This is a genomic window from Aeromicrobium endophyticum, assembly GCF_003586285.1.
GTDB classification, from domain to species: domain Bacteria; phylum Actinomycetota; class Actinomycetes; order Propionibacteriales; family Nocardioidaceae; genus Aeromicrobium; species Aeromicrobium endophyticum.
This window is the reverse complement of the sequence record NZ_QUBR01000003.1, coordinates 222,271-246,162: the sequence shown is the minus strand read 5'-3', so window position 1 is coordinate 246,162 and position 23,892 is coordinate 222,271. Positions and strand designations below refer to the sequence as shown.

Below are 23,892 nucleotides of genomic sequence, written 5' to 3'. Positions count from 1 at the left end.
GGCTGGCGGTCAGTCCGCCGGCTGCACCGGGACGTCCGCGAACGCGGCGACGGTGCGGTCGGCGTAGGCCGACGAGTCGGCCCGCTCCATCGGCCCGTCCCAGGTGTCGGGCAGCGGGACGGCGACGCCCGGCGCCAGCCGGCGGGTGATCTCGTCGAGCGCGCGCTCGGAGCTGCCGACCCACAGGTGCTTCGCACCGTCGACGCCGACGACCTCGGCCTGCGGGATCGCCGCGAAGCGCTCGCGGGCCTCGGTCGGCTGCAGGTAGTCGTCGTGCTCGGGCACCAGCGCCGTCACGGGCCGGCCCGACTCGGCCCACGCAGCCAGGTGCTCGGGGCGCGAGTAGCGCAGCGGCGGCGAGAGCAGCACGATGCCACGCACCGACGGCTCGAGGCCGTACATCAGCGTGAGGTCGGTGCCGAACGACCATCCGACCAGCCAGATCTCGGGCAGCTCGGCGAACTCGGCGAACTCGACGGCGGCCGCGACGTCGAACCGCTCCCCCACGCCGTTGTCGAACGTCCCCTCGCTGGTGCCCTGCACGCTGGAGGTGCCACGGGTGTTGAACCGCAGCACGGCGATGTCGGCCAGCGCCGGCAGCCGGTACGAGGCCTTGCGGAACAGGTGGCTGTCCATCATGCCGCCGTGGGTGGGCAGCGGGTGCAGGCAGATCATGGTCGCCACGGGTGGCCGCTCGAGCGGGAGCGCCAGCTCACCGACGAGCGACAAGCCGTCGGCCGTCTCGAGCGTGATGGCCTCTCGGCGGGCGGGCAGGACGGAGTTGCCGCGGATGCGTTCGCTCATGGGTACCTAGTGCTTCCTCGCCCAGCAGGCGGTGTGCCAGTGTCGCCGTTCGTCGATCGCCGCCTCGCTCAGGAGCGCCTTCTCGACCGGCCACACCACCAGGTGCGCGAGGCCCCGGCGGATGAGCTGCGAGCATCCGGGGCACCGGTACTCCTTGGTCGAGGAGCCCTGGAGGGTGCGGACCATCCACTCGCCGTCGGCCTTGTGCGCCCGTGCCTCCGTGCTGGTGCGCAGCGGGGGTGCCGTCGGTCGGGCGACGCGACGACGGGGCATGCCGCCAGTCTACGGTCGGCGCCGGAGGCTCAGTACGTGTGGAAGCCCTCGCCCGTCTTGCGCCCGAGCTTGCCCTCCGCGACCAGCTGGACGAGCGTCGGGGCCGGCTGCCAGCCCGCGTGGCCGAAGGTCTCGACCAGCGACTGCTGGATCGCCAGCGAGACGTCGTTGCCCACGACGTCGAGCAGCTGGAACGGACCCATCGGCAGGCCCGTGGCCTTCAAGGCGTCGTCGATGTCGGCACGCGTCGCGTCTCCGGCCTCGTCGAGCTTGATGGCGTCGTTGAGGTACGGGAACAGCAGCGCGTTGACGATGAAGCCGGCGCGGTCGCCGCACGACACGGGGTGCTTGCCGGTGGCGAAGCACAGGGCACGCACGGTCTCGTCGACCTCGACCGAGGTGTCGTCGGCCGTGACCACCTCGACCAGCTTCATGACGGCCGCGGGGTTGAAGAAGTGCATGCCGATGACGTCCTTCGGGCGGGCGGTCGCGGCGGCGCAGGCGTTGATCGACAGCGACGACGTGGTGGTGGCCAGGATCGCTCCCGGCTTGGCGATGCGGTCGAGGTCGGCGAACAGCGCCAGCTTGATGTCGAGGTCCTCGGCGATCGCCTCGACGATGATGTCGGCGTCGGCCAGCGCCGTCCGCTCGGTCGAGCCGGTGAGGCGGCCCAGCACGCCTGCGCGTCCGTCCTCGTCGAGCTTGCCGCGCGAGACGGCCTTGTCGAGGCTCTTGGTGATCGCGGCGACGACGCCGGCGACCTTGTCGTCGGCGCGACCGACGAACGTCACGTCGTAGCCGGCCTTGGCGAACACCTCGACGATGCCCGAGGCCATCGTGCCCGTGCCGACGACGCCGACCCGGTTGATCTCGTGCCGCAGCTGGGGCGTCGGGGCACCGGCCGCACCGGCGGCCGCCGCGAAGGTCGAGCCGTCCGCCGCCTGGGAGGAGAGGACCGCGGCGGGCTGGTGCAGCTCGTCGCCGGTCTCGGCGTACAGCTTCTCGAGGCCCGTCACGACGGCCTGCGCGCCGAGGGCGTCGACGAGCGCCAGCGGGCCGATCGGGTAGCCGCAACCGAAGCGCATCGACGCGTCGATGTCGTCGCTCGTGGCGTAGCCGCTCTCGTACATCGTGGCGGCGTGGTTCAGGTACGGGAGCAGAAGGGTCCGCGCGACCTCGGCGGCCGGATCACTCGCGCCAAGACGATCGACGATTTCCTGCATGGCTACTCCTCAGTAATATAGGCGTCGTGACACACTAGCGTGGCCTTGCCTGTCGCCCTAGGGGGAACGATGAAACTACGTATGACGATGGCCACAGTTCTGACCGGTGCCGTGCTGGCCCTGGCGGCCGGTTGCGGCTCGGACTCGTCCGACGGCCCGTCGACCGATGCGACCGCCTCCCCGACGCCGTCGGCGACCATCAGCGAGGCCCCGTCGGTCGATCCGCAGGACCCTGCTGCCGTCGAGCTGCGCGGCGACTGGGAGATCCCCTCCGAGCAGTACACGCTGCACCTCGTCGAGGACGGCACCTTCGTCGAGGACTTCCAGGGCGTCGTCGACTTCCGCACCGGCAAGTACAAGGTCGACGGCGACACGATCTCGCTGGTCGGCGACGACGGCAACACCGACAAGGGCAAGATCGTGGGCGACACCCTCGAGTTCACGCTCGGCACGGCCAACCGCGTCAAGTGAGACTGGTCATCGCGCACTGCCAGGTCGACTACGCAGGACGCCTGGCAGCGCACCTCCCCCTGGCCACGCGACTCATCATGGTCAAGAACGACGGGTCGGTGCTGATCCACTCCGACGGCGGCTCCTACAAGCCGCTCAACTGGATGAGCCCGCCGTGCACGCTGCGCGAGGGCGTGACCCCCGAGGGCGTCATCGAGTGGACCGTCACCGCCGGCAAGACCGACGACACCCTGCGCATCCTGATCGACGAGGTGCTGCACGACTCCGCGCACGAGCTCGGCATCGACCCCGGCCTGCAGAAGGACGGCGTCGAGAAGCACCTGCAAGAGCTGCTGGCCGAGCACACCGCAGCGCTCGGGCCCGGCATGAGCCTGGTGCGCCGTGAGTTCATGACCGCGATCGGGCCGGTCGACCTGCTCTGCAAGGACGCCGCCAACGCGTCCGTGGCCGTCGAGATCAAGCGTCGCGGCGACATCGACGGCGTCGAGCAGCTCACGCGCTACCTCGAGCTGATGAACCGCGACCCCGCGCTGCGCCCCGTCCGGGGCATCTTCGCGGCCCAGGAGATCAAGCCGCAGGCACGCGTGCTGGCGACTGATCGCGGCATCGAGTGCGTCGTCGTGAACTACGACGAGCTGAGAGGCATCGACGACCCCTCACTCAGACTGTTCTAGGGGCACCCGACCCAGATCGTCACCATGGGCCGAGCGAGCGCAGCTGGGGGTCCCCCCGGGAGCTCTGCGAGCAGGGGGCGCGAAGGCTGGCGCCCAGGCGAAGCCTGGCAGCCGTGAGGGACGAACGGCTGGAGCGGCGAAGCCGCGCGCCTCACTGCAGCGGCACGTCGAAGACCGTCGTGCCGAGCTTCTCCCAGCGGTCGATCTCGCAGCCATTCTCGCGGCTGAACGAGGCGTCGACGTCCTTGCCCTGGTAGGTGCCGGTGATGGTGGCCTTCTGGGGCCCGCCGAAGACCATGGTGCAGGTGGTGTCGGACGACACTGGCTCGAACACCGAGGCTCCGGCCGCCGCGATGGCGTCGCAGGCCTGCTCGGGCTGGGGGTGGTCTCCACCGGCCGGGTCGCAGGTCAACGTGTAGGTCTTGGGGTCGGCGCCCTCGCCCGGGGTGACGTCGATCGTCAACGACGTCTTGACAGCCGACGTGGGGCCGTCGCCGGACGCAGTGCCTCCGTCCGACGACTCCGACCCGCAGGCCGAGAGCGCCGCGAGAGCGACCAGGGCCACCACGACGGGGCTACGCACCGGCAATCCTCGGGGCCGTGGGGTCGGCCTCGGCGCCGGACTCCTCGCGGGCCACCCAGTCCTCGATGCGCTCGTAGTCGGCCTTCGAGCGCGTGACGACCGCCAGCAGGTCGCTCATCTTGGACAGCTCCTCGACCTGCTCCTTGATGAACCACTGCATGAACTGGTCGGACGCGAAGTCGTTGTTGTCGCGCGCGATGCGGGTGAGCTCGTAGATCTGCTCGGTGACGCGCTTCTCCTGCTCGAGGGCGAGGGCGACGGGCTCGATGACGTCGGCGAAGGCGACACGCGGAGCAGGAAGAGCCGGGATGACGGGCTGGTGATCGGCGTCGAGGAGGTACTGGACCATCATCATCGCGTGGTCGCGCTCCTCCTGCGCCTGCTGGTAGAACAGGGCGGCCATCTGGGGCATGGTGAGCGCGTCGTAGTACGTCGCGATCGCGATGTACTGCTGGTGGGCACTGAACTCGTGACCGATCTGCTCGTTGAGCCGATCGACGAATGCGGGTGCTGCCATGTGTCCCATGCTCCTAGTGTCGCGCATAAGGCGAGGCTCACCTCACGCTGGTATCGTGTCAGTCGTGTCCAAGTCGCCCAAGATGCCGAAGAAGAAGTGCTGCAGCGACAAGCCTGCCTGCAAGCGCTGCCCCCTTCGGATGATGAAGGAGGGCACGTTGCCCGAGGGCTACACCGTCAAGAAGCGAAAGCTCGTGAAGGTCGACGGCAAGGGCAAGAAGTCCTCGTCGAAGTCGTCCAAGATCGCCGCCTGACCGACGTCCGCAGCCTAGGGCACCTCGCGCCCGCAGCGCCACGAAGGAGTGGCTGACCTCAGGTCATCCCGTGGGTGGACGTGCTGGCGCGGCCACCTCACTAGGCTGACGGCCATGCGCGAACGTGTCCGGGCCTGGCGGCCGCTGGAGTCGATCGGCCTCGACATCGCCCTGGCCGGCCTGCTGATGGCCGTGCCGATCCTCATCGGTCTGGCGTCCTCCGACGGCGACCTGCTGCTCGACGCGCTGCTCATCGCCCCCCTGGTGCTGCGCCGGCGCGCGCCGGTCGTCTCGTTCACGACGATCTGCTTGCTGCTGCTGGTGCAGACCGTGCTGGTCGACACCTCGCGATACGGCGACGTCGCGCTGCTGTTCGGCCTGTACGCGATCGCGTCGTACGGTCCGACCTGGGCGGTGTGGGGTGGCCTCGGCGCCGGCCTGCTGGGAGCCGTCGTCGCCACGGTCGACTGGCTCGTCGGCCCCAACGACGCCCGGACGACGACGGTCTCGCTCGTCGCGCTCGCCACCGTGGTCTTCGCGTCGTGGCTGCTGGGCTACCTGTCGCGCACCCGGCGGGCCTACGTCGCCGCGCTCGAGGACCGCGCCGCGCAGCTCGAGCGCGATGCCGACCAGCAGGCCCAGATCGCGACCGCCGCCGAGCGGGCACGCATCGCCCGCGAGATGCACGACGTCGTCGCGCACAGCCTCTCGGTCATGGTCGTGCAGGCCGACGGCGCCCTCTACGCCGCGCGGCGGCGCCCGGAGCAGGCGGTCGAGACCCTGCGCACGATCTCGTCGACCGGACGCTCCTCACTCGCCGAGATGCGCAAGCTGCTGGGGCTGCTGCGCGACGACGGCACCTCCGGCGCGACCCTTGCCCCCGTGCCCGGCGCGGCCGACCTGCTCGAGCTCGTCGAGCAGCTGAGGGCCAGCGGCCTGACGATCTCGCTCGACGTCGACGGAGACCTGCAGCGCGTCGACCCCGCGACGGGGCTGACGACGTATCGGATCGTCCAGGAGGCCCTCACCAACACGCTCAGGCACGGCGGCCCCGACGTGCGTGCCTCGGTGGACGTGCACGTGACCGGCGACTCAGTCCGCATCCGGGTCGACGACGACGGACGCGGGTCGACCGTCGCGGCCGACGGCCAGGGTCACGGCATCGTCGGCATGCGCGAGCGCATCGCCGTCCACGCGGGGAAGGTCGAGGCCGGACCCCGCCCCGGTGGCGGGTTCCGCGTCGCCGCCGTCGTCCCGCTGGAGGTCGCGTGAAGGTCTTCCTGGTCGACGACCAACAGCTCGTCAGGGCCGGCTTCCGGATGCTGATCGAGTCGCAGGACGACATGGAGGTCGTGGGCGAGGCCGGCGACGGGGCCGAGGCGACCGAGCGGCTCGCCGTCACGTCGGCCGACCTCGTCCTGATGGACGTGCGCATGCCCCGCATGGACGGCGTCGAGGCCACCCGCGTGCTCGCGGCCCGTGGCGATCGTCCGCGCGTCGTGGTCCTGACGACGTTCGACCTCGACGAGTACGTCTACAGCGCCCTGCACGCCGGCGCCTCGGCCTTCCTGCTGAAGGATGCGCCCCCCGAGGTGCTGCTCGCCGCGATGCGCGACGTGCACGCCGGCGACGCCGTGGTGGCGCCGAGCGCGACCCGTCGGATGCTCGAGCGGTTCCTGAGCGAGCCGGTGGCACCCCGGCCGGACGACGACCCGCGCCTGGCCGACCTGACCGCCCGCGAGCGCGAGGTGCTCGAGCTGATCGCGCGGGGCCGGTCGAACAGCGAGATCTCCGCCGACCTGTTCCTGGCCGAGGCGACCGTCAAGACGCACGTCGGGCGCATCCTCGCCAAGACGGGGTCGCGCGACCGGGTGCACCTGGTGGTGCTGGGCTACGACACAGGGCTGGTCTCTCCGAGCGGTTGAGCGAGTGGTGGGGCGCGGGCCCGCGAGTACGACCGCGGTATGACGCCGGGTCGTCGACGTGGTCCCGCGGACTGACGATCGAGCGCCCGAATCTTCCTAGCGTGGTGGACGCACCCGTCGTCCACCCCAGGAGCACCCATGAACACCTCCCCCGTCCTCGACCACCTGCCCGCCACGCCCGGCGTCGCCGCCGAGGCCCGAGGCCTGACCAAGGTGTACGGGTCCGGCGCGGCCCAGGTGCACGCGCTCGCCGGCATCGACCTGACGATCGAGAGCGGACGCTTCACCGCGATCATGGGTCCGTCCGGCTCCGGCAAGTCGACCCTCATGCACTGCCTCGCGGGCCTCGACCAAGCCACTTCGGGTGAGGTCGTGGTGGGCGATCAGCGTCTCGCCGCCATGTCGGACAACGAGCTGACGGCCTTCCGCCGCCACCACGTCGGCTTCGTCTTCCAGTCGTTCAACCTGCTGCCCATGCTGACGGCCAAGCAGAACATCCTGCTGCCGCTCGACCTGGCGGGCGTGGACCCCGACTGGACCTGGTTCGACGAGCTGATCGGCGTGCTGGGGCTGGCCGACCGCCTCGGGCACCGGCCCACGCAGCTGTCCGGAGGCCAGCAGCAGCGGGTGGCGGTGGCCCGGGCGCTCATGAGCCGTCCGCGGATCGTCTTCGCCGACGAGCCCACCGGCAACCTCGACAGCCGCACCAGCGCGGAGGTGCTGGAGTTCCTGCGACGCTCGGTGCGCGAGCTCGGGCAGACCGTCGTGATGGTGACGCACGAACCCTCGGCCGCCGCCTACGCCGACCACGTCGTGCTGGTCGCCGACGGACGCGTCGCGGGGCGGCTCGACTCCCCCACCCAGGACGACGTGCTCGACGCCCTGCGGACGATGGGGGGCTGAGTCGTGCGGACCGTCATCCTCGCCTCGATGCGCACCTATGCGCGCCGCTACGTGGCCGCGTTGGTCGCGATCGTGATCGCGACGGCCTTCATCGTTGCGATCAACGCGCTCAGCTCGGCCGCTCGCGCCGGATCGGCCGCGGCCGTCGACCAGCAGTACGGCACGGCCGACCTGGTCCTCCCCGGTCGCGGTGACCTCTCGGGCTTCACCGAGAAGGCACGTCGCGTGTCGGACGTGCCGGGCGTGCGTGCCGTGGCCGTCAACTGGAGCGCCTACGGAAGCGCCACGCTGCCCGACGGCCCCCGCGACATCTCCGTGGGAAGCGTCGCCGACTCCCCCGCCCTGCGGTGGCAGCACGCGGCCACCGGGCGTCTGCCCCGGACGGACGACGAGGTGGCCGTGTCCTCGTCGGTCGCCTCGAAGCACGACGTCGCCCTGGGCTCGACCATCACCCTGGACCTCCCCGGCGGCGATCGTCGCCTGACCGTCACCGGCACGGTCGACGGCCCCGACGCCCCGCTGTCCGCTGCGGCCTACCTGCCCGAGCGGACGCTCGCCGGGCTCGGCGACGCGGCCTCGCCGCTCGACGCCGTCGTCGCGACCGACCGCGACGCGGCCAGCACGGGTCGCAGCATCGACCGCCAGCTCGGCGCCGACACCGTCGTCGCCGGCGACACGTACCGCGAGACCCTGCGCCTCGAGGCCACCCGCGGGGTCGACGTCTTCCAGAAGCTCATCTACGTCTTTGCCGGCATCTCGCTGTTCGTGGGCGCCCTGGTCATCGCCAACACGTTCACGATCCTGCTGGCGCAGCGATCCCGCGACCTCGCGCTGCTGCGGTGCGTCGGGGCGGTCCGCTCGCAGGTCGCTCGCTCGGTGGTGGCCGAGGGCGTCCTGCTGGGCGTCGTGGGATCGATCGTCGGCGTGCTGCTCGGCCTCGGCATCGCGACGGGCGGCGTGGCCCTGCTGGGTCGGCTGTCACCGCAGACGCCGATGGGACAGCCGTCGCTGACGCTGCTCGCCACTGCCGTGCCCATCGCCCTCGGCGTCGCCGTGACAGCGGCGGGGGCCTACCTGCCGGCCCAGCGCGCCGGTGCACAGTCGCCGCTCAGCGCCCTGCAGCCGCAGGACGTGGTCGAGGTGCGCTCTCGCTCGGGCGCGGTGCGGCTCACCACTGCCGGCGTGCTGGTCGTGCTCGGCATCGCCGGGCTCGTCGCCGGGTTGAGCGGATCGCTGCTCATCGGCATGGCGGGCGGCATGCTGTCGTTCGTGGGGCTCATGCTCCTGACCCCCGTGATCGTGCCGGCCGCCATCCGCCTCACCGGCCCGCTCGTGCGCCGCCTCGGGCTGCCCGGCCGGCTGGCCCACGCCAACTCGCTGCGCAACCCGCGCCGCACCGCCGCGACGTCGACGGCCCTGCTGATCGGCGTCACCCTGATCACGGCCGTCGTCGTGGGATCGGCATCGATCTCGCACAAGGTCAACACCTCCCTCGACGAGAACAACCCGGTCGACCTGATGGCGACCTCGAGCACGGCACCCGTGCCGGACCGCGTGACTGCCGAGATCCGGCGCGTCGACGGCGTCGAGGAGGTGGCGGCGCTGCCGGGTGCACCCGCACGCGTCGGTGGGCTCGACGTCGACGTGCTCGGCGCCGACGACCACGCCCTCGCGCTGATGCACGGGACGCCCGCCTTCTCGCCCCTCGGCGACGACCAGGTCGTGCTGCCGTCGAGCGTGGGCGACGTGACCCTCTCGGCGTCCGGCAGGACGGCCGAGGTGACGATCGCCGGCCGGACCCGTGAGATGACGGTGCTGCACGGCACCGGCATCGGCGACCGCCCGCTGGTGAGCACGACGACGCTCGACGCGATGGATGCGACCGACAGCCGCACGGCGGCCGTCTGGGTGCGGGCCGCCGCGTCGGCCGACCCGGCAGACGTGGCGGGCGACGTCACGGCCGTCGCCAAGACGGCCGATCTCGACGTGTCCGGAGGGCTCACCGACCGGGCCGACATCCTCGGGACGCTGGACGTCGTCATGGCCGTCACGATCGGGCTGCTCGCCGTCGCCGTCCTGATCGCGCTGGTCGGCGTCGGCAACACCTTGAGCCTGTCGGTGCTCGAGCGCGTCAGGGAGAGCTCGCTGCTGCGCGCGCTGGGGCTCGGACGCTCCGGGCTGCGGGCCATGCTGGCCATCGAGGCGCTGCTCATGGCAGGGGTCGCTGCGGTGCTGGGCGTCGCGCTCGGCACGGCCTACGCGTGGTTCGGCGTGCGCACCGCCTCGGTGGGGGTGTTCCGCTCCGGGCCCGACCTGACGATGCCGTGGGGACAGATCGCGCTGATCCTGGTCGTGGCAGCGCTGGCAGGCCTGGCCGCGTGCGTCCTGCCCGCCAGGCGGGCCGCTCGCATCGCTCCCGCTGCCGGACTCGTCGCGGACTGAGCCTGCCGCCTCTGGGACTGGGCCCTACCGTTGGGACATGACCGACATCCAAGCCCAGTCCCAGAAGCTCCTCGCCCTGCACGCCGCCCCCGAGCTGCTCAAGGTGGTCAACGTGTGGGATGCGATCAGCACCCGCGTCGTCTCCGAGGTCGAGGGCATCCACGCCATCGCCACGGCCAGCCACTCGATCGCCGCCGCCTACGGCTACGAGGACGGCGAGAACATCCCCGTCGAGCTGATGATCGAGGCCGTCGGCACGGTCGTGTCGGCCACCGATCTGCCCGTGACCGCCGATCTCGAGGCCGGCTACGGCAACCCGGGCGACACGACGCGCAGGGCCATCCAGGTCGGCGCCGTCGGCGCCAACCTCGAGGACCAGATGAAGCCGCTCGCCGAGTCCGTCGCCGCGGTCGAGGCCGTGCTCGCAGCGGGTCACGCCGAGGGCATCGACTTCGTGCTCAACGCTCGCACCGACGCCTTCGTCAAGGCCGGCGACCGCCCGCACGCCGATGTGCTGGCCGATGCGATCGAGCGCGGCTCGGCCTATCTGGCCGCCGGCGCTCCGGTCGTGTTCGTGCCGGGCGGTCTGTCGGAGGACGACATCAAGGCCATCGTCGACGTCTGGGGCCCGCAGAAGCTCACCCTGATCGGCGTGCCCGGCTCCGTGCCGCTCGACCGCATGCAGGAGCTCGGCGTGGCCCGCGTGTCGTACGGCCCCACGAGCCAGTCGGTCGCGCTGATGGCCCTGCAGGACCTCACCGCCGACATCGTCGCCGGCGGCGGCCTGCCCGAGAGCTTCCGCGGCCTCAACTGACCGCACCCCGCCCCGCTCGAGCCTGTCGAGAGCGCGTCAGGTCCTTTCGACAGGCTCGAGGAGCAAACAGTCAGGTCAGGTCGTTGGCCTTGCGGATCTCGTCGACGATGCGGTCCATGATCGTCGTCATGCCGAAGTCCTTGGGCGTGAACACCGCGGCGACGCCGGCGGCCTCCATGCGGCGGGCGTCGGACTCGGGGATGATCCCCCCGACGATCAGCGGGACGTCGCCGATGCCGGCCTCGTCCATCGCCTGCTGCACGTCGGGCACCAGCTCCATGTGCGAGCCCGACAGGATCGACAGGCCCACCGCGTGGACGTCCTCGGCCACGGCGGCGGCCACGATCTGTGCCGGCGTCAGGCGGATGCCCTGGTAGACGACCTCGAAGCCGGCATCGCGTGCGCGGACGGCGATCTGCTCGGCGCCGTTGGAGTGTCCGTCGAGACCCGGCTTGCCCACCAGGAAGCGCAGCCTGGTGCCGAGCTCCTCGCCGGTCTGGCGCACCCGCTCGCGCACCGCCGTCAGCTCGGCCCCGGCCTCGGCGACGCTCGCGACCCCGCTGACACCCGTGGGCGCGCGATACTCGCCGAACACCTCGCGCAGCGCGCCGGCCCACTCACCGACCGTGGCCCCGGCGCGCACGGCCTCGAGCGTCGCCTGCATCAGGTTGGCATCGGTCTTGGCCTCGCGCTGCAACCGCTGCAACGACTCGTCGACGGCTGACTGGTCGCGCTGCTCACGCCAGGCGCGGACGTCGGCGACGGCGTTGGCCTCGGCCTCGGGGTCGGCCGTCATGATCGCGCCGTCGAGATCGGCGGTCAGCGGCGACGGCTCGGTCTCGACATAGGAGTTGACGCCCACGACCTTCATCTCGCCGCTCTCGATGCGCGCGCGGCGCTCGCTGTGCGAGCCGACCAGGGCCTGCTTCATGTAGCCCGACTCGACGGCGGCCACCGCGCCGCCCATGGCCTGCACGCGGTCAATCTCGGCCTTGGCGCCCTCGATCAGCTCGCTGACCTTGGCCTCGATGACGACCGAGCCCTCGAAGATGTCGTCGTACTCGAGCAGATCGGACTCGAACGCCAGCACCTGCTGCAGGCGCAGCGACCACTGCTGGTCCCAGGGGCGCGGAAGACCCAACGCCTCGTTCCAGGCCGGGAGCTGCACGGCGCGGGCCCGCGCGTCCTTGCTGAGCGTCACGCCCAGCATCTCGAGCACGATGCGCTGGACGTTGTTCTCGGGCTGAGCCTCGGTGAGGCCCAGCGAGTTGACCTGAACGCCGTAGCGCAGGCGGCGCATCTTGGGGTCCTGGACGCCGTACCGCTCGCGAGTGATCTCGTCCCACAGGCGCCCGAAGGCGCGCATCTTGCACATCTCCTCGACGAACCGCACGCCGGCGTTGACGAAGAACGAGATGCGTCCGACGACCTTCTCGAACTCCTCGGGCGGCACCTGTCCGGAGTCGCGCACCGAGTCGAGCACCGCGATCGCGGTGGTCAGGGCGTAGGCCAGCTCCTGCGTGGGCGTGGCACCGGCCTCCTGCAGGTGGTAGCTGCAGATGTTGAGCGGGTTCCACTTCGGGATGGTGCTGACCGTGTACGCGATCATGTCGGTCGTCAGGCGCAACGACGGCGCCGGGCCGAAGACGTACGTGCCCCGCGACAGGTACTCCTTGATGATGTCGTTCTGCGTGGTGCCCGAGAGCAGCGACGGATCGACGCCCTGCTCCTCGGCCGCGACCTGGTACATCGCGAGCAGCCACATCGCGGTGGCGTTGATCGTCATCGACGTGTTCATCGTGTCGAGCGGGATGTCCTGGAACAACCGGCGCATCGCCCCCAGGTGCGGGATGGGGACGCCGACCTTGCCGACCTCTCCCCTGCTGAGCTCGTGGTCGGGGTCGTAGCCGGTCTGCGTCGGCAGGTCGAAGGCGACCGAGAGACCGGTCTGTCCCTTCGCCAGGTTGCGACGGTAGAGAGCATTCGACTCGGCGGCCGAGCTGTGTCCGGCGTACGTCCGCATCACCCAGGGCTTGTCAGGCATAGGCGTCAGGTTACCTGTCCGTAACCTGATGAGGACAGACTGCGGCGTGGATCACATCGGTGGGCCACCTAGGATCAGCGCATGGTCAACCTCACGCGGATATACACCCGAACCGGCGACGACGGCACCACCAACCTCGGCGACATGAGCAAGACCAGCAAGCTGGACCTGCGCCTGGCCGCCTATGCCGACGTCGACGAGGCCAATGCGCAGATCGGGCTCGCGATCGCGCTCGGCACGCTCGACGACGATGTCGTCTCGGTGCTGACGCACGTGCAGAACGACCTGTTCGACGTGGGAGCCGACCTGTCGTGCCCCGTCGTCGAGAATCCCGAGTACCCGCCGCTGCGCGTCGAGCCCGACTACGTCGATCGGCTGGAGGGCTGGTGCGACCACTACAACGAGCAGGTGCCGAAGCTGCGGTCGTTCATCCTGCGCGGGGGGACGCCGTCGGCCGCGGCCGTGCACGTCGCGTGCACCGTGGTGCGCCGGGCCGAGCGCTCGGCGTGGGCCGCGCTGGAGGAGCACGGCGAGACCATGAACGTGCTGACAGCCAAGTACCTCAACCGGCTCAGCGACCTGCTGTTCATCCTCGGCCGGTACGCCAACCGCGAGAAGGGCGATGTGCTCTGGGTGCCGGGTGGTGAGCGCTGATCGTCGAGGGCGCGTAGCGCCCGAGCGCGATCAGCGGGCTAGCGCAGCGTGAGTGGTCCGCGGCGAAGCCGCCCCGCCACGAAGCCTGGTGGGCGATCACGCTCGCACGACCATGCAGCCGGCCGAACTTCGCCTCGAACTTCGCCTCGGGCTTCGCCCTCACGTTCGGCCGCGAGCGGCCTCACTGGCGAACGACGCAAAGGCGCTCAGTCCCAGTCGATGCGCTGGGTCGTGTAACCGCGGCCCGGCGCGGGGGCCGGAGCGTCCCAGTCGATGACCTTGGGGGCCTTCGGCTTCTTGACCTTGACCTTGGCCACCGCGGTGTGGACCTCGCGATGGGGGGCCGCCGACGCAGCGGGCGCGACCCCGACCACAGCCACGGCCGACACGAACACTCCGACAACAAGTCGCTTCATCACGTAGGACACCTTCAGTTCCGGGGGGACGGGCCGGACGGCCCTGAGAACATCTGTCGATTCTCGCCTGCACCGCTCGGGCCGTCAACCGGTTTGGCACAGGTCGCACGGCTGCGTGTCACAGGACGTTGTTGACGCGCTGGCCCGGCGGCGAGGACTCCAACCACGACAGCAGGCCTGTCAGCGCGTCGGGGCTGAGGGCGAACTGCCGGACATCGGCGGCGCACGTCGTCTCGACGATGAGGTGACCCGGGTGGATCGCGTGCACCTCGTCGCCCTGGGGCTCGCGTCGCCCCTCGATCAGCACGTCGCCGCGGGTGAACCGGTAGCGCGGCCTCCACGACAGCGAGAACGTGCGGAACCAGCGCAGCTCGGTGTCACCGTAGACCGCAAGACCGTGCATCCAACCCTTCGCGCGCTTCTCGGAGCCGCGGGTCACGCTCATGTCGAAGGCGCCGCCGGAGCGGGCCAGCAGGCGACCGCGCACCAGCAGGCCCACCAGCAGCAGGACCAGCAGCACCACGACGAACAGGAGGGAGTCGACCAACCACCACCACAGCGGCACGGTCAACCCCCTCCTGTCGTCTCAGGCCTCGTGCGTCAGGGCGTCTTGTCGACGAGCCGCAGCTTCGCCTCGGCCCGGCGCTCGGCCTCGGTGTCGCCCTCGGCGCGTGCCGTCTCGATGTCTGCCTTGACGGCGGCGGCGTCGATCTCAGAGGCGAGGAACGCGTCCTCGCTCAGGATCGACACGTGGTTGTCGGAGACCGACAAGAAGCCGTCGCCGACCGCCACGCGGACGATCTCGCTGCCCTCGAGCGGACGGATCTCGACGACGCCCGGCACGAGCAGCGACAGCAGCGGCGCGTGGCCCGACAGCACCCCGAGGTCGCCGGCGACGGTACGCGCGAGGACCTCCCGGGCCTGCCCGGACCACACGACGCGGTCGGCCGCGACGAGCTCGATCTGCAGAGCCTTGCTCTGATCCGACGATGCCATCAGATGCTCTTCTGGATTTCTTCCCACTTCTTGTCGACGTCTTCGAGACCGCCGCACATGAAGAAGGCCTGCTCAGCCACGTGGTCGTAGTCGCCGTCGCAGATCTTGGTGAAGCCGTCGATGGTCTCGTCGATCGAGACGGTCGAGCCCTCGATGCCGGTGAACTGCTTGGCCACGTAGGTGTTCTGCGACAGGAAGCGCTGGATGCGACGAGCACGCGACACGAGCGTCTTGTCCTCTTCGCTGAGCTCGTCGACGCCGAGGATCGCGATGATGTCCTGAAGCTCCTTGTTGCGCTGCAGGATGCTCTTGACCCGGTTCGCCGTGTTGTAGTGATCGGCGCTGATGTAGCGGGGGTCGAGGATGCGCGAGGTCGACGTCAGCGGGTCGACCGCGGGGTAGATGCCCATCGAGGCGATCTCGCGGTTGAGCTCGGTCGTGGCGTCGAGGTGCGCGAACGTCGTGGCCGGCGCCGGGTCGGTGTAGTCGTCGGCGGGGACGTAGATCGCCTGCAGCGACGTGATCGAGTGACCACGCGTCGAGGTGATGCGCTCCTGCAGGACGCCCATCTCGTCGGCCAGCGTGGGCTGGTAGCCCACCGCGGAGGGCATGCGGCCGAGCAGCGTCGACACCTCGGAACCGGCCTGCGTGAACCGGAAGATGTTGTCGATGAACAGCAGCACGTCCTGGTTCTGGACGTCGCGGAAGTACTCGGCCATCGTCAGGGCCGACAGGGCCACGCGCAGGCGCGCTCCCGGCGGCTCGTCCATCTGGCCGAACACGAGCGCCACCTTGTCGAGGACGCCGGACTCCTCCATCTCGACGATGAGGTCGTTGCCCTCACGGGTGCGCTCGCCGACGCCCGCGAACACCGACACGCCGTCGTGGTCCTTGGCGACGCGGGCGATCATCTCCTGGATCAGCACGGTCTTGCCGACGCCGGCTCCACCGAACAGGCCGATCTTGCCTCCGAGCACGTACGGCGTCAGCAGGTCGATGACCTTGATGCCGGTCTGGAACATCTCGGTCTTCGGCTCGAGCTGGTCGAACGACGGCGCCTTGCCGTGGATGCCACGACGCTCCTTGACCTCCCACACCTCGCCCTCGGCCAGGTTCATGACGTCGCCGGTGGTGTTGAACACCTTGCCGAGCGTCTGGTCGCCGACGGGGACCGTGATGGGCTCGCCGGTGTTGGTGACCGTCGCGCCGCGGACGATGCCGTCGGTGGGACGCAGGCTGATCGCGCGGATCAGGCCGTCACCGATGTGGAGGGCGACCTCGAGAGTCAGCGTCTCGGTGACGCCGTCGATCGTGGTGTCGACCTTGAGAGCGTTGTACATGTCAGGGATCGCGTCGCTCGGGAACTCGACGTCGATCACGGGGCCGGTGACACGAGCGACCCGGCCCGTGGCCAGCGTCGCGTCGTCCGTGGTCAGGTCTGCGGTCTGTGCAGTCATCTCTCTCACTCACTCCCAGCGGTGGCATCGGCGAGCGCGTTGGCGCCGCCCACGATCTCGCTGATCTCCTGGGTAATACCCGCCTGGCGGGCCTGGTTGGCTGTCCGGGTGTACTTCTCGATGAGGTCCTGCGCGTTGTCCGTCGCCGACTTCATCGCCTTCTGACGTGCAGCCAGCTCGGAGGCCGAGGCCTGGAGCAAGCAGTAGTAGATACGGCTGTGGACGTACTTGGGCAGCAGCGCGTCGAGGACGTCGTGGGCCGACGGCTCGAACTCGTAGAGCGGCAGCACGTCGTCGGCGCTCGGCGCCTCCGTGCCCTCGACGACCTCGAGCGGCAGCAGCCGGATGACGTCGGGCTCCTGCGTCAGCATCGACTTGAAGCGCGTGAACACCACGTGCAGCTCGTCGGACGCCAGCGCAGGATCCAGGGCCTCTTCGTCCGACTCGTCGAGCGCGAACGTGCGGACCAGCGTGTTGCCGATCTCGCGGGCGTCGGAGTACTGCGGCTGGTCGGAGAAGCCCGTCCACGACTCGACGAACTCGCGTCCGCGGAACCGGTAGTACGCCTCGGCCTTGCGGCCGCTGAGGTACAGGTCGACGTCCTTGCCCTCGCCCTGCAGCTTCTCGACGAGGCGCTCGGCCTCCTTGAGCACTGCCGAGGAGTAGGCGCCGGCCAGACCACGATCGCTCGTGATGACCAGCACCGCCGCCTTGGTCGGGTTCTCCTTCTCGGTCGTCAACGGGTGGTCGACGTTGGAGAAGGTGGCGACGGCCGACACGGCGCGCGTGAGCTCGCGGGCGTACGGCGCTGCCGCCGCCGCTCGCTGCTGCGCCTTGATGATGCGCGACGCAGCGATGAGCTCCATGGCGCGCGTGATCTTCTTGGTCGCCTGGGTCGACCTGATCTTCGCGCGTAGCTCGCGTACCGATGCGGCCATCGTCAGCCCCGCTTCTGCTTGACGATCTGCTCCTGCTCGACGTCTTCGTCGGACAGCGCCTCGAACTCCTCGTGACCGGCCTTGATCGACCCGCCCTCGGAGGTCTCGAACTGATCGGTGAACGAGTCGTACGCCTGCTCGAGAGCCGACCGGTTGTCGTCCTCGAACTTGCCGGTCTCACGGATGGCATCGAGGATGCCGGCGTGCGACCGCTTGAGGTAGTCGAGGAACTCGGTCTCGAAGCGCGAGACGTCCTCGACCGGGACGGCGTCGAGCTTGCCGGCCGACGCGGCCCAGATCGAGACGACCTGGTTCTCGACCGGGAACGGCGCGTACTGCCCCTGCTTGAACAGCTCCATGATGCGCTGACCACGGGCCAGCTGCTGCTTGGACGCCGCGTCGAGGTCGGACGCGAACATCGCGAACGCCTCCATCGCGCGGTACTGCGCGAGCTCGACCTTCAGCGATCCGGTGACCTTCTTCATCGACTTCTGCATCGCGGCGCCGCCGACGCGCGACACCGAGATGCCGACGTCGACCGCGGGACGCTGGTTGGCGTTGAACAGGTCGGACTGCAGGAAGATCTGGCCGTCGGTGATCGAGATGACGTTGGTCGGGATGTAGGCCGACACGTCGTTGGCCTTGGTCTCGATGATCGGCAGACCCGTCATCGAGCCGGCACCCAGCTCGTCGCTGAGCTTGGCGCAGCGCTCGAGCAGCCGCGAGTGCAGGTAGAACACGTCACCCGGGTAGGCCTCGCGGCCCGGCGGACGACGCAGCAGCAGCGACACGGCGCGGTACGCCTCGGCCTGCTTGGACAGGTCGTCGAACACGATCAGGACGTGCTTGCCCTGGTACATCCACTCCTGGCCGATGGCCGAGCCGGTGTACGGGGCGAGGTACTTGAATCCCGCGGAGTCGGAGGCGGGAGCGGCCACGATCGTGGTGTACTCCAGCGCGCCGGCCTCTTCGAGGGCGCCGCGCACCGAGGCGATCGTCGAGCCCTTCTGGCCGATGGCGACGTAGATGCAGCGGACCTGCTTCTGCGGGTCGCCCGACTCCCAGAACTCCTTCTGGTTGATGATCGTGTCGATCGCGATGGCGGTCTTGCCGGTCTGGCGGTCGCCGATGATCAGCTGGCGCTGGCCGCGGCCGATGGGGGTCAGCGAGTCGATGGCCTTGAGGCCCGTCATCATCGGCTCGTGCACGCTCTTGCGCTGCATGACGTTGGGGGCCTGCAGCTCGAGGGCGCGACGCTTGTCGGTCACGATCTCGCCGAGGCCGTCGATCGGGGCGCCGAGCGGGTCGACGACGCGGCCGAGGTAGTTGTCGCCCACGGGGACCGACAGGACCTCGCCGGTGCGGCGGACGGTCTGGCCCTCTTCGATGCCGGAGAACTCACCGAGGATGACGACGCCGATCTCGCGGACGTCGAGGTTGAGGGCGAGGCCCAGCGTGCCGTCCTCGAACTCGAGGAGCTCGTTGGCCATGGCCGAGGGCAGACCCTCGACGCGGGCGATGCCGTCTCCGGCGGTCGCGACGATGCCGACCTCTTCGGTGGCCGCAGCGCTGGGCTTGTAGTCGGCCACGAACTTCTGCAACGCGTCACGGATCTCGTCCGGACGGATGGTGAGTTCCGCCATGTGTGTGCCTGCCTTCTTCTGTGGAAAGTCGTGGTTCGGTGAAAGAGCTTCAGCCCGCGAGTCGCCGACGGGCGACCTCGAGGCGAGTTGACATGGTGCCGTCGACGACCTCGTCGCCCACGGCGACGGAGATGCCTCCGACGATCGACGGATCGACGACGACGTTCAGGTGGACGTCGCGTCCGTACTTCTTGGCCAGCGCGGCGCCCAACCGGGTCTTCTCGTCCTCGCCGAGCTCGGTGGCGACCCGCACCTCGGCGAGCAGCCGGCTGCGACGCTCGGCCGCGACGACGCCGAACGCCGTCAGGACCCGCTCGAACGAGCCCGTGCGGGCGGTGGCCGCCTGCGAGGCCAGAGCCAGCGTCGTGGCCGACACCTTGCCGCCGAGCAGGCCGGACAGCAGCTCGCTCTTGGGCGCCGACGGCACCCCGCGGTCGGAGATGACCTGGCGCAGCTCGCCGTCGGAACGGACGAAGCGCCCGACCTCGAACAGCTCGGTCTCGACGTCGTCGAGCTGACCGGCGCTGTCGGCCGCAGCCACCAGTGCCGTCACCCCGGCGGTCTCGAGACCGTCGGTGAGGTCGCGGCCCGACGCCCAGCGGCCGCTGACGGCCACGCGCAGGACCGTGACGGCGTCGGCGCTGACCTTGCCGCCGAAGACCTGCTCGGCGAGCCCTGCTTTGGCCTCGGCCTCGGTCGACGGGTCGGTCAGCACGCGCCGCAGCGCGGGCTCACGATCGAGCGTCGCGACGATGTCGAACAGCTCGACTCCGAGGTCGCCCGATCCGGTCCCGGCCGCGCTGACCGCGGCCAGGACCTCGTCGAGAGACTTCGCTGAAATGCCTCGCATCAGTTCGCCGACTCCTCGAGCTCGGCGATGAAGCGCTCGACCGTGCGCTTCTGGGCCGCGGAGTCGTCGAGGACCTCGCCGACGATGCGGCCCGCCAGTGCGGTGGCCATCGATCCGACCTCGCCCTTGAGCTGAGCCAGGACCTGAGCACGCTCGGCCTCGACCTGCGCGTGCGCCGTCGTGGTGATGCGCTCGGCCTCGGCCTGCGCCTGGGCCCGCAGCTCGGCGATGATCTGTGCGCCCTGCTCCTTGGCCTCCTCGCGGATGGCGGCGGCTTCGTGCCGCGCCCCCGCGAGCTGGGCCGTGTACTGCTCGAGAGCGGCCTTGGCCTCCTTCTGGGCTGCCTGGGCCTCCTCGATGCCACCTTCGATGGCGGCAGTGCGCTCGGCGTACGCCTTCTCGAACAGCGGGACGACGACCTTCCAGATCAGCAGGAGGAGGATCGCGAAGAAGACGAAGCCGATGATGATCTCCGCGACGTGCGGGATCAACGGGTTCAGCTCCTCTTCCTCCGCGTTCTCCGCTGCCGCGAAGACGAATGTCGAGATCATGTGGCTGCCTTCTGTCGAAGAATCGTGAATCAGGTGTTGCTGGCCTTGAGGACGAACGCCAGGGCCAGTCCGATGATGAAGAACTGCTCGGCGAGGACGAAGCCGAGGATCGCGATCTGACGCAGCTTGCCCTCAGCCTCGGGCTGACGGGCGACACCGGTGACGAACGCGGCGAAGATCAGGCCGACGCCGATACCGGGGCCGATCGCGGCGAGGCCGAGACCGACCATGTTCAGAGTGCCGATGGTTTCCACGGCATTTCCTTTCGTTGCGACACGGAGTGTCCGAGTCGTGGGTGGGAAGAGATGACTGTGAAGTTGTCGTTCGCCTGCTGGTCTCAGTGCTCGTCAGCGATGGCTTCGCTGATGTACATCGAGGTCAGGAGGGTGAACACGTAGGCCTGGAGGAACATCACGAGGATCTCCAGGAAGCTGATGGCGATGGCCAGGACGACCGAGAACCCGCCGGCGACCTTGTTGAGCACGGGGTCGGAGTGCAGCAGCAGGTACTCGCCACCGAGCGAGAACAGGATCACGAGGAGGTGTCCGGCGAACATCGTCGCGAACAGACGCAGCGTCAGCGTGATGGGGCGCAGGATGATGTTGGACAGGAACTCCAGCGGCACCAGCAGCGGGAGGATCCACTTGTCCATGCCCGGCGGGACGGTCTCGTGCTTGAGGTAGCCGAAGAAGCCCTTCTTGGCGATGCCGGCTCCGTTGTAGACGAGCCAGGCCAGCACCGCGATCGACAACGGGTAGCCGATGTGCGACATCGTCGGGAACTGGATCACCGGGATGAGGCCGTAGAAGTTGTTCACCAGCACGAACAGGAACAACGAGAACAGGAAGGGCACGAACTTCTGGAAGTCGTGCGAGCCGATGTTCTCGCGGGCGATGCCGTTGCGGACGAAGCCGTAGACCAGCTCTCCGGCGAACTGCAGACGTCCGGGGACGACGGCGGCCGGGCGGGCCATCGAGTAGAACAGCGCCACGATCAGCACGACCGAGAGCGCCACGAGCACCATGGGCTTGGTGACGGCCGAACCGGCGATGCCGGGAAGATCGAAGTCGGACGGCCCGGGGCTGGGCGGACCGGTTACCGCACCGAATGCGATGGAGGCGAGCGTCACTCATTCACCTTTGTCTCATGGCGCGGTCGCCCTCGATTCTCATCGGTGGGGCATACGGCCAGCGTCATTGTCGTGCGAGGAGCCGGCGCATGGCATGGCCCGTCTCGCACTGCTGACATTATCAGGGTCTGCTCAGTCCTTGTTACCCAGGTCATAGGTGGGTACACGCTCGTTGCGGAACGCAACGAGCTGCAGGATCGTCCATGCCAACGACGCTGCAATGGCCGTGATCCCGAAGGCCATGAAGTCGATGCGGCCTGCCAGACCCCCCACGTCGAACAGCAGCGCGAGCACGACCAGCGCCGCCACCGACTTGACCCCGAGGAAGGTCAGCGCGACGGGCAGGGACATCGCCGCGCTGCGCCGGACCAACGGGGTCAGCACGACCGGCGTCGAGCCGAGGAACACGATCACGACCGCTCCCCCGAGCAGCGCTCCCACGACGCCGTCGAGGCCCTGGGCCGCGCCGAAGCTCGCCGCCGCCAGCGCCGTGACGCCCGCGACCGGCAGCACGACGCGCCGCATCGTCGACGAGGCGCTCACGACCACACCTTCTCCTCGAGCTTGGGCAGCAGGAAGACCGCCGCCGTCGTCAGCACCGCCAGGGCGCCGAAGCCCGCGATCGACTGCCAGCCGCTGAACAGGCTGATGACGACGCTGCCGAAGGCCACCAGGCCCGCGAAGGCGTACATGAGCAGCACGGCACGGCGGTGGGAGTGGCCGATCTCGAGCAGCCGGTGGTGGATGTGCATCTTGTCGGGGCTGAACGGCGATCGGCCGGCCCGCGTGCGGCGGACGACCGCCAGAGCGAGGTCGACGAACGGCACCAGCAGGATCGTGAACGGCAGGATCAGCGGCAGCAGCGTGGGCAGGAAGCTGCGCTCGGCACCGCCGATGCCCTCGGAGATCTCCGTCGCCGGGAACTGACCGGTCAGGCTGATCGACGAGCACGCCAGGACGAACCCGATCAGCATCGAGCCGGAGTCGCCGATGAACATCCGTGCCGGGAAGAAGTTGTGCGGCAGGATGCCGATGCAGGCGCCGGCCAGCGCCGCCGTCAGCAGCGCAGCCGCGATCGCGCGGGTCTCGCCGTTCTCGACAGCCAGCACGAAGGCGTAGGCGAAGAAGGCGACGGCTCCGATCGCGACCATGCCCGCAGCCAGCCCGTCGAGGCCGTCGACGAAGTTGACCGCATTGGCCGTGCCCACGATGAGGAGCACCGTGAAGATCATCGCCTGCGCCTGGTCGAGGCCGATGTAGTTGCCGTACAGCGGCAGGTAGTAGAACTGCACGCCCTGGGCGACCACGATGATGCCGGCCAGCACCTGCCCGGCGAACTTGCTGAGCGCGTCGAGCTCGTAGAGGTCGTCGACGACGCCCACCACGCAGATGACCAGGCCCCCGAGCACGACCGCGCGGACGTCGTCGAACACGCCGTCGTCGGCCAGCGACAGGAACGGCAGGCTCGTGGCGACCAGGTAGGCGGCCAGGAGGCCACCGAGCATCGCGGGGCCGCCGAAGTACGGCGTGGGGATCGCGTGGACGTCGCGGTCACGGACGCGCGCCACGGCACCGAGGTGGTAGGCGGCCTGACGGGCGATCGACGCCAGCAGGTACGTGACGCCGAGGGACACGCCGAAGACGACGAGGTACTCCCTCACGCGCCGGCGTCCGTCGCGGGCTCGATCGTGTTGTTGAAGCGGTGCAGCACCTCGAGGGAGATGGCGCCCTGGCGCAGCACGCGCGGTGTCGCGCCGGTCGCGTCGAGGATCGTCGACGGCGTGCCGGACGACGTGGGACCCCCGTCGAGGTAGACCGCGACCCGCGGGCCGAGCATCTCCTCGGCGTCGTCGACGTTCTGGGCGGCGGGCAGGCCGGTGGTGTTGGCGCTGCTGACGGCCAGCGGGCCGGTCTGCTTGAGCAGGGCCAGGGCACGCCGGTCGTCGGGCATCCGGACGGCGACGGTGTTGTGCGTGTCGCCGAGGTCCCACGTGAGCGAGGCCTGCTGACGGCAGACCACGGTCAGCGGGCCGGGCCACAGCTCCTCGACCATCGATCGCAACCAGGCGGGGATGTCGACGGCGAGGGCGTCGAGCGTCGTGGGGGCGCCGACCAGCACCGGCGGCGGCATGTCGCGGCCGCGGCCCTTGGCGTCGAGCAGGTTCTGCACGGCACGAGGCGAGAACGCATCGGCCGCCACCCCGTAGACCGTGTCGGTGGGCAGGACGACCAGCTTGCCCTGCTCGAGGGCCGCCTGGGCAGCCAGCAACCCGCGGTCGTACTCCTCGTCCACGCTGCAGTCGAACTTCACCCGGTCATCCTAGGACGAGCC

At 69.7% G+C, this 23,892-nt stretch carries 28 protein-coding genes; 9 read left to right on the top strand and 19 right to left on the bottom strand.

Annotated features, from left to right (window positions below; translation table 11 throughout):
• Positions 1–9: 9 nt before the first annotated feature.
• Genes DX116_RS19405 through DX116_RS19395 form a run of 3 tightly spaced genes read right to left on the bottom strand, consistent with a single transcriptional unit; the run spans position 10 to position 2,300 of the window.
• Positions 10–804, bottom strand: a complete 795-nt coding sequence (locus DX116_RS19405) for an alpha/beta hydrolase (protein WP_119705940.1) — start codon at positions 802–804, stop codon at positions 10–12.
• 6 nt (positions 805–810) lie between these two features.
• Positions 811–1,077 carry a hypothetical protein gene (locus DX116_RS19400; RefSeq protein WP_119705939.1) on the bottom strand — a complete coding sequence of 89 codons (267 nt, stop codon included), beginning with the start codon at positions 1,075–1,077 and terminating at the stop codon, positions 811–813.
• Between the two features lie 29 nt (positions 1,078–1,106).
• Entirely contained in the window at positions 1,107–2,300 is a 1,194-nt protein-coding gene (locus DX116_RS19395) for a 3-hydroxyacyl-CoA dehydrogenase family protein (RefSeq protein WP_119705938.1), read from the bottom strand.
• A gap of 87 nt (positions 2,301–2,387) precedes the next feature.
• Between DX116_RS19395 and DX116_RS19390 the strand changes: the two genes are divergently transcribed.
• Together DX116_RS19390 and nucS are read left to right on the top strand one after the other, a co-directional pair.
• Positions 2,388–2,771 carry a hypothetical protein gene (locus tag DX116_RS19390; RefSeq protein WP_147393732.1) on the top strand — a complete coding sequence of 128 codons (384 nt, stop codon included), beginning with the start codon at positions 2,388–2,390 and terminating at the stop codon, positions 2,769–2,771.
• A complete protein-coding gene (gene nucS, locus DX116_RS19385) occupies positions 2,768–3,445 on the top strand; it encodes an endonuclease NucS (RefSeq protein ID WP_119705936.1) in 678 nt (225 codons plus the stop codon). Before DX116_RS19390 ends, nucS begins: the two co-directional genes overlap by 4 nt.
• 151 nt (positions 3,446–3,596) lie before the next feature.
• Here the strand turns inward: nucS and DX116_RS19380 are convergent, their stop codons facing one another.
• Positions 3,597–4,028: an SSI family serine proteinase inhibitor gene (locus tag DX116_RS19380; protein ID WP_199716177.1), complete on the bottom strand. Its 432-nt coding sequence runs from the start codon at positions 4,026–4,028 to the stop codon at positions 3,597–3,599.
• Positions 4,021–4,545: a ferritin gene (locus DX116_RS19375; protein ID WP_119705934.1), complete on the bottom strand. Its 525-nt coding sequence runs from the start codon at positions 4,543–4,545 to the stop codon at positions 4,021–4,023. Before DX116_RS19375 ends, DX116_RS19380 begins: the two co-directional genes overlap by 8 nt.
• A gap of 55 nt (positions 4,546–4,600) precedes the next feature.
• Here DX116_RS19375 and DX116_RS19370 point away from each other — a divergent pair, with 55 nt between their 5' ends.
• From DX116_RS19370 to DX116_RS19345, 6 genes are all read left to right on the top strand, one after another.
• Complete coding sequence (locus DX116_RS19370; RefSeq protein ID WP_147393731.1) at positions 4,601–4,798, top strand: hypothetical protein; 198 nt, start codon at positions 4,601–4,603, stop codon at positions 4,796–4,798.
• Between the two features lie 114 nt (positions 4,799–4,912).
• Positions 4,913–6,070: a sensor histidine kinase gene (locus tag DX116_RS19365; RefSeq protein WP_119705932.1), complete on the top strand. Its 1,158-nt coding sequence runs from the start codon at positions 4,913–4,915 to the stop codon at positions 6,068–6,070.
• Complete coding sequence (locus DX116_RS19360) at positions 6,067–6,723, top strand: response regulator (protein WP_267897705.1); 657 nt, start codon at positions 6,067–6,069, stop codon at positions 6,721–6,723. Before DX116_RS19365 ends, DX116_RS19360 begins: the two co-directional genes overlap by 4 nt.
• 138 nt (positions 6,724–6,861) lie before the next feature.
• Positions 6,862–7,626, top strand: a complete 765-nt coding sequence (locus DX116_RS19355) for an ABC transporter ATP-binding protein (protein ID WP_119705931.1) — start codon at positions 6,862–6,864, stop codon at positions 7,624–7,626.
• Positions 7,627–7,629: 3 nt separating this feature from the next.
• The gene (locus DX116_RS19350; RefSeq protein ID WP_119705930.1) at positions 7,630–10,068 is read left to right on the top strand and encodes an ABC transporter permease; all 2,439 of its coding nucleotides are present in this window, start codon (positions 7,630–7,632) and stop codon (positions 10,066–10,068) included.
• A 37-nt stretch (positions 10,069–10,105) separates the two neighbouring features.
• Complete coding sequence (locus tag DX116_RS19345; protein WP_119705929.1) at positions 10,106–10,882, top strand: isocitrate lyase/PEP mutase family protein; 777 nt, start codon at positions 10,106–10,108, stop codon at positions 10,880–10,882.
• 70 nt (positions 10,883–10,952) lie between these two features.
• Here the strand turns inward: DX116_RS19345 and DX116_RS19340 are convergent, their stop codons facing one another.
• Positions 10,953–12,926, bottom strand: a complete 1,974-nt coding sequence (locus tag DX116_RS19340) for a protein meaA (protein ID WP_119705928.1) — start codon at positions 12,924–12,926, stop codon at positions 10,953–10,955.
• Positions 12,927–13,007: 81 nt separating this feature from the next.
• Here DX116_RS19340 and DX116_RS19335 point away from each other — a divergent pair, with 81 nt between their 5' ends.
• The gene (locus DX116_RS19335) at positions 13,008–13,580 is read left to right on the top strand and encodes a cob(I)yrinic acid a,c-diamide adenosyltransferase (RefSeq protein WP_119705927.1); all 573 of its coding nucleotides are present in this window, start codon (positions 13,008–13,010) and stop codon (positions 13,578–13,580) included.
• A 206-nt stretch (positions 13,581–13,786) separates the two neighbouring features.
• Here DX116_RS19335 and DX116_RS19330 read toward each other — a convergent pair whose 3' ends face one another.
• The 13 genes from DX116_RS19330 to DX116_RS19270 all read right to left on the bottom strand — a co-directional run bounded on the left by DX116_RS19330 (position 13,787) and on the right by DX116_RS19270 (position 23,871).
• Positions 13,787–13,996 (bottom strand): hypothetical protein, encoded by a 210-nt coding sequence (locus tag DX116_RS19330; RefSeq protein ID WP_147393730.1) that lies wholly within the window; start codon positions 13,994–13,996, stop codon positions 13,787–13,789.
• Between the two features lie 118 nt (positions 13,997–14,114).
• Positions 14,115–14,561 carry a DUF2550 domain-containing protein gene (locus DX116_RS19325; RefSeq protein WP_233556974.1) on the bottom strand — a complete coding sequence of 149 codons (447 nt, stop codon included), beginning with the start codon at positions 14,559–14,561 and terminating at the stop codon, positions 14,115–14,117.
• Between the two features lie 35 nt (positions 14,562–14,596).
• Complete coding sequence (locus DX116_RS19320; RefSeq protein WP_119705924.1) at positions 14,597–14,992, bottom strand: F0F1 ATP synthase subunit epsilon; 396 nt, start codon at positions 14,990–14,992, stop codon at positions 14,597–14,599.
• A complete protein-coding gene (gene atpD, locus DX116_RS19315; protein WP_056607217.1) occupies positions 14,992–16,449 on the bottom strand; it encodes a F0F1 ATP synthase subunit beta in 1,458 nt (485 codons plus the stop codon). The genes DX116_RS19320 and atpD overlap by 1 nt, the downstream gene beginning before the upstream one ends.
• 5 nt (positions 16,450–16,454) lie before the next feature.
• Positions 16,455–17,387: a F0F1 ATP synthase subunit gamma gene (locus DX116_RS19310; RefSeq protein ID WP_119705923.1), complete on the bottom strand. Its 933-nt coding sequence runs from the start codon at positions 17,385–17,387 to the stop codon at positions 16,455–16,457.
• Positions 17,388–17,389: 2 nt separating this feature from the next.
• Positions 17,390–19,030 carry a F0F1 ATP synthase subunit alpha gene (gene atpA, locus DX116_RS19305; RefSeq protein WP_119705922.1) on the bottom strand — a complete coding sequence of 547 codons (1,641 nt, stop codon included), beginning with the start codon at positions 19,028–19,030 and terminating at the stop codon, positions 17,390–17,392.
• Positions 19,031–19,079: 49 nt separating this feature from the next.
• Entirely contained in the window at positions 19,080–19,880 is an 801-nt protein-coding gene (locus DX116_RS19300) for a F0F1 ATP synthase subunit delta (RefSeq protein ID WP_119705921.1), read from the bottom strand.
• A complete protein-coding gene (locus DX116_RS19295) occupies positions 19,880–20,431 on the bottom strand; it encodes a F0F1 ATP synthase subunit B (RefSeq protein ID WP_119705920.1) in 552 nt (183 codons plus the stop codon). Before DX116_RS19295 ends, DX116_RS19300 begins: the two co-directional genes overlap by 1 nt.
• 29 nt (positions 20,432–20,460) lie before the next feature.
• Positions 20,461–20,661, bottom strand: a complete 201-nt coding sequence (locus DX116_RS19290) for an ATP synthase F0 subunit C (RefSeq protein ID WP_197983596.1) — start codon at positions 20,659–20,661, stop codon at positions 20,461–20,463.
• Between the two features lie 107 nt (positions 20,662–20,768).
• Positions 20,769–21,560, bottom strand: a complete 792-nt coding sequence (gene atpB / locus DX116_RS19285) for a F0F1 ATP synthase subunit A (RefSeq protein ID WP_233556963.1) — start codon at positions 21,558–21,560, stop codon at positions 20,769–20,771.
• Between the two features lie 132 nt (positions 21,561–21,692).
• Entirely contained in the window at positions 21,693–22,103 is a 411-nt protein-coding gene (locus DX116_RS19280) for a hypothetical protein (protein ID WP_147393729.1), read from the bottom strand.
• A complete protein-coding gene (locus DX116_RS19275) occupies positions 22,100–23,221 on the bottom strand; it encodes a glycosyltransferase family 4 protein (protein ID WP_119705918.1) in 1,122 nt (373 codons plus the stop codon). Before DX116_RS19275 ends, DX116_RS19280 begins: the two co-directional genes overlap by 4 nt.
• Complete coding sequence (locus DX116_RS19270) at positions 23,218–23,871, bottom strand: L-threonylcarbamoyladenylate synthase (protein ID WP_119705917.1); 654 nt, start codon at positions 23,869–23,871, stop codon at positions 23,218–23,220. Before DX116_RS19270 ends, DX116_RS19275 begins: the two co-directional genes overlap by 4 nt.
• Between the last annotated feature and the right edge of the window lie 21 nt (positions 23,872–23,892).

What these genes read in the sequence shown, in the direction of transcription:
- DX116_RS19300 (WP_119705921.1), bottom strand. Translation starts at nt 19,880, where the DNA reads ATGCGAGGCATTTCAGCGAAGTCTCTCGACGAGGTCCTGGCCGCGGTC.
- DX116_RS19295 (WP_119705920.1), bottom strand. Translation starts at nt 20,431, where the DNA reads ATGATCTCGACATTCGTCTTCGCGGCAGCGGAGAACGCGGAGGAAGAG.
- DX116_RS19335 (WP_119705927.1), top strand. Translation starts at nt 13,008, where the DNA reads ATGGTCAACCTCACGCGGATATACACCCGAACCGGCGACGACGGCACC.
- DX116_RS19345 (WP_119705929.1), top strand. Translation starts at nt 10,106, where the DNA reads ATGACCGACATCCAAGCCCAGTCCCAGAAGCTCCTCGCCCTGCACGCC.
- DX116_RS19290 (WP_197983596.1), bottom strand. Translation starts at nt 20,661, where the DNA reads ATGGTCGGTCTCGGCCTCGCCGCGATCGGCCCCGGTATCGGCGTCGGC.
- DX116_RS19365 (WP_119705932.1), top strand. Translation starts at nt 4,913, where the DNA reads ATGCGCGAACGTGTCCGGGCCTGGCGGCCGCTGGAGTCGATCGGCCTC.
- DX116_RS19340 (WP_119705928.1), bottom strand. Translation starts at nt 12,926, where the DNA reads ATGCCTGACAAGCCCTGGGTGATGCGGACGTACGCCGGACACAGCTCG.
- DX116_RS19355 (WP_119705931.1), top strand. Translation starts at nt 6,862, where the DNA reads ATGAACACCTCCCCCGTCCTCGACCACCTGCCCGCCACGCCCGGCGTC.
- DX116_RS19375 (WP_119705934.1), bottom strand. Translation starts at nt 4,545, where the DNA reads ATGGCAGCACCCGCATTCGTCGATCGGCTCAACGAGCAGATCGGTCAC.
- DX116_RS19330 (WP_147393730.1), bottom strand. Translation starts at nt 13,996, where the DNA reads ATGAAGCGACTTGTTGTCGGAGTGTTCGTGTCGGCCGTGGCTGTGGTC.
- DX116_RS19320 (WP_119705924.1), bottom strand. Translation starts at nt 14,992, where the DNA reads ATGGCATCGTCGGATCAGAGCAAGGCTCTGCAGATCGAGCTCGTCGCG.
- DX116_RS19395 (WP_119705938.1), bottom strand. Translation starts at nt 2,300, where the DNA reads ATGCAGGAAATCGTCGATCGTCTTGGCGCGAGTGATCCGGCCGCCGAG.
- DX116_RS19310 (WP_119705923.1), bottom strand. Translation starts at nt 17,387, where the DNA reads ATGGCCGCATCGGTACGCGAGCTACGCGCGAAGATCAGGTCGACCCAG.
- atpD (WP_056607217.1), bottom strand. Translation starts at nt 16,449, where the DNA reads ATGACTGCACAGACCGCAGACCTGACCACGGACGACGCGACGCTGGCC.
- DX116_RS19400 (WP_119705939.1), bottom strand. Translation starts at nt 1,077, where the DNA reads ATGCCCCGTCGTCGCGTCGCCCGACCGACGGCACCCCCGCTGCGCACC.
- DX116_RS19405 (WP_119705940.1), bottom strand. Translation starts at nt 804, where the DNA reads ATGAGCGAACGCATCCGCGGCAACTCCGTCCTGCCCGCCCGCCGAGAG.
- DX116_RS19390 (WP_147393732.1), top strand. Translation starts at nt 2,388, where the DNA reads ATGGCCACAGTTCTGACCGGTGCCGTGCTGGCCCTGGCGGCCGGTTGC.
- atpA (WP_119705922.1), bottom strand. Translation starts at nt 19,030, where the DNA reads ATGGCGGAACTCACCATCCGTCCGGACGAGATCCGTGACGCGTTGCAG.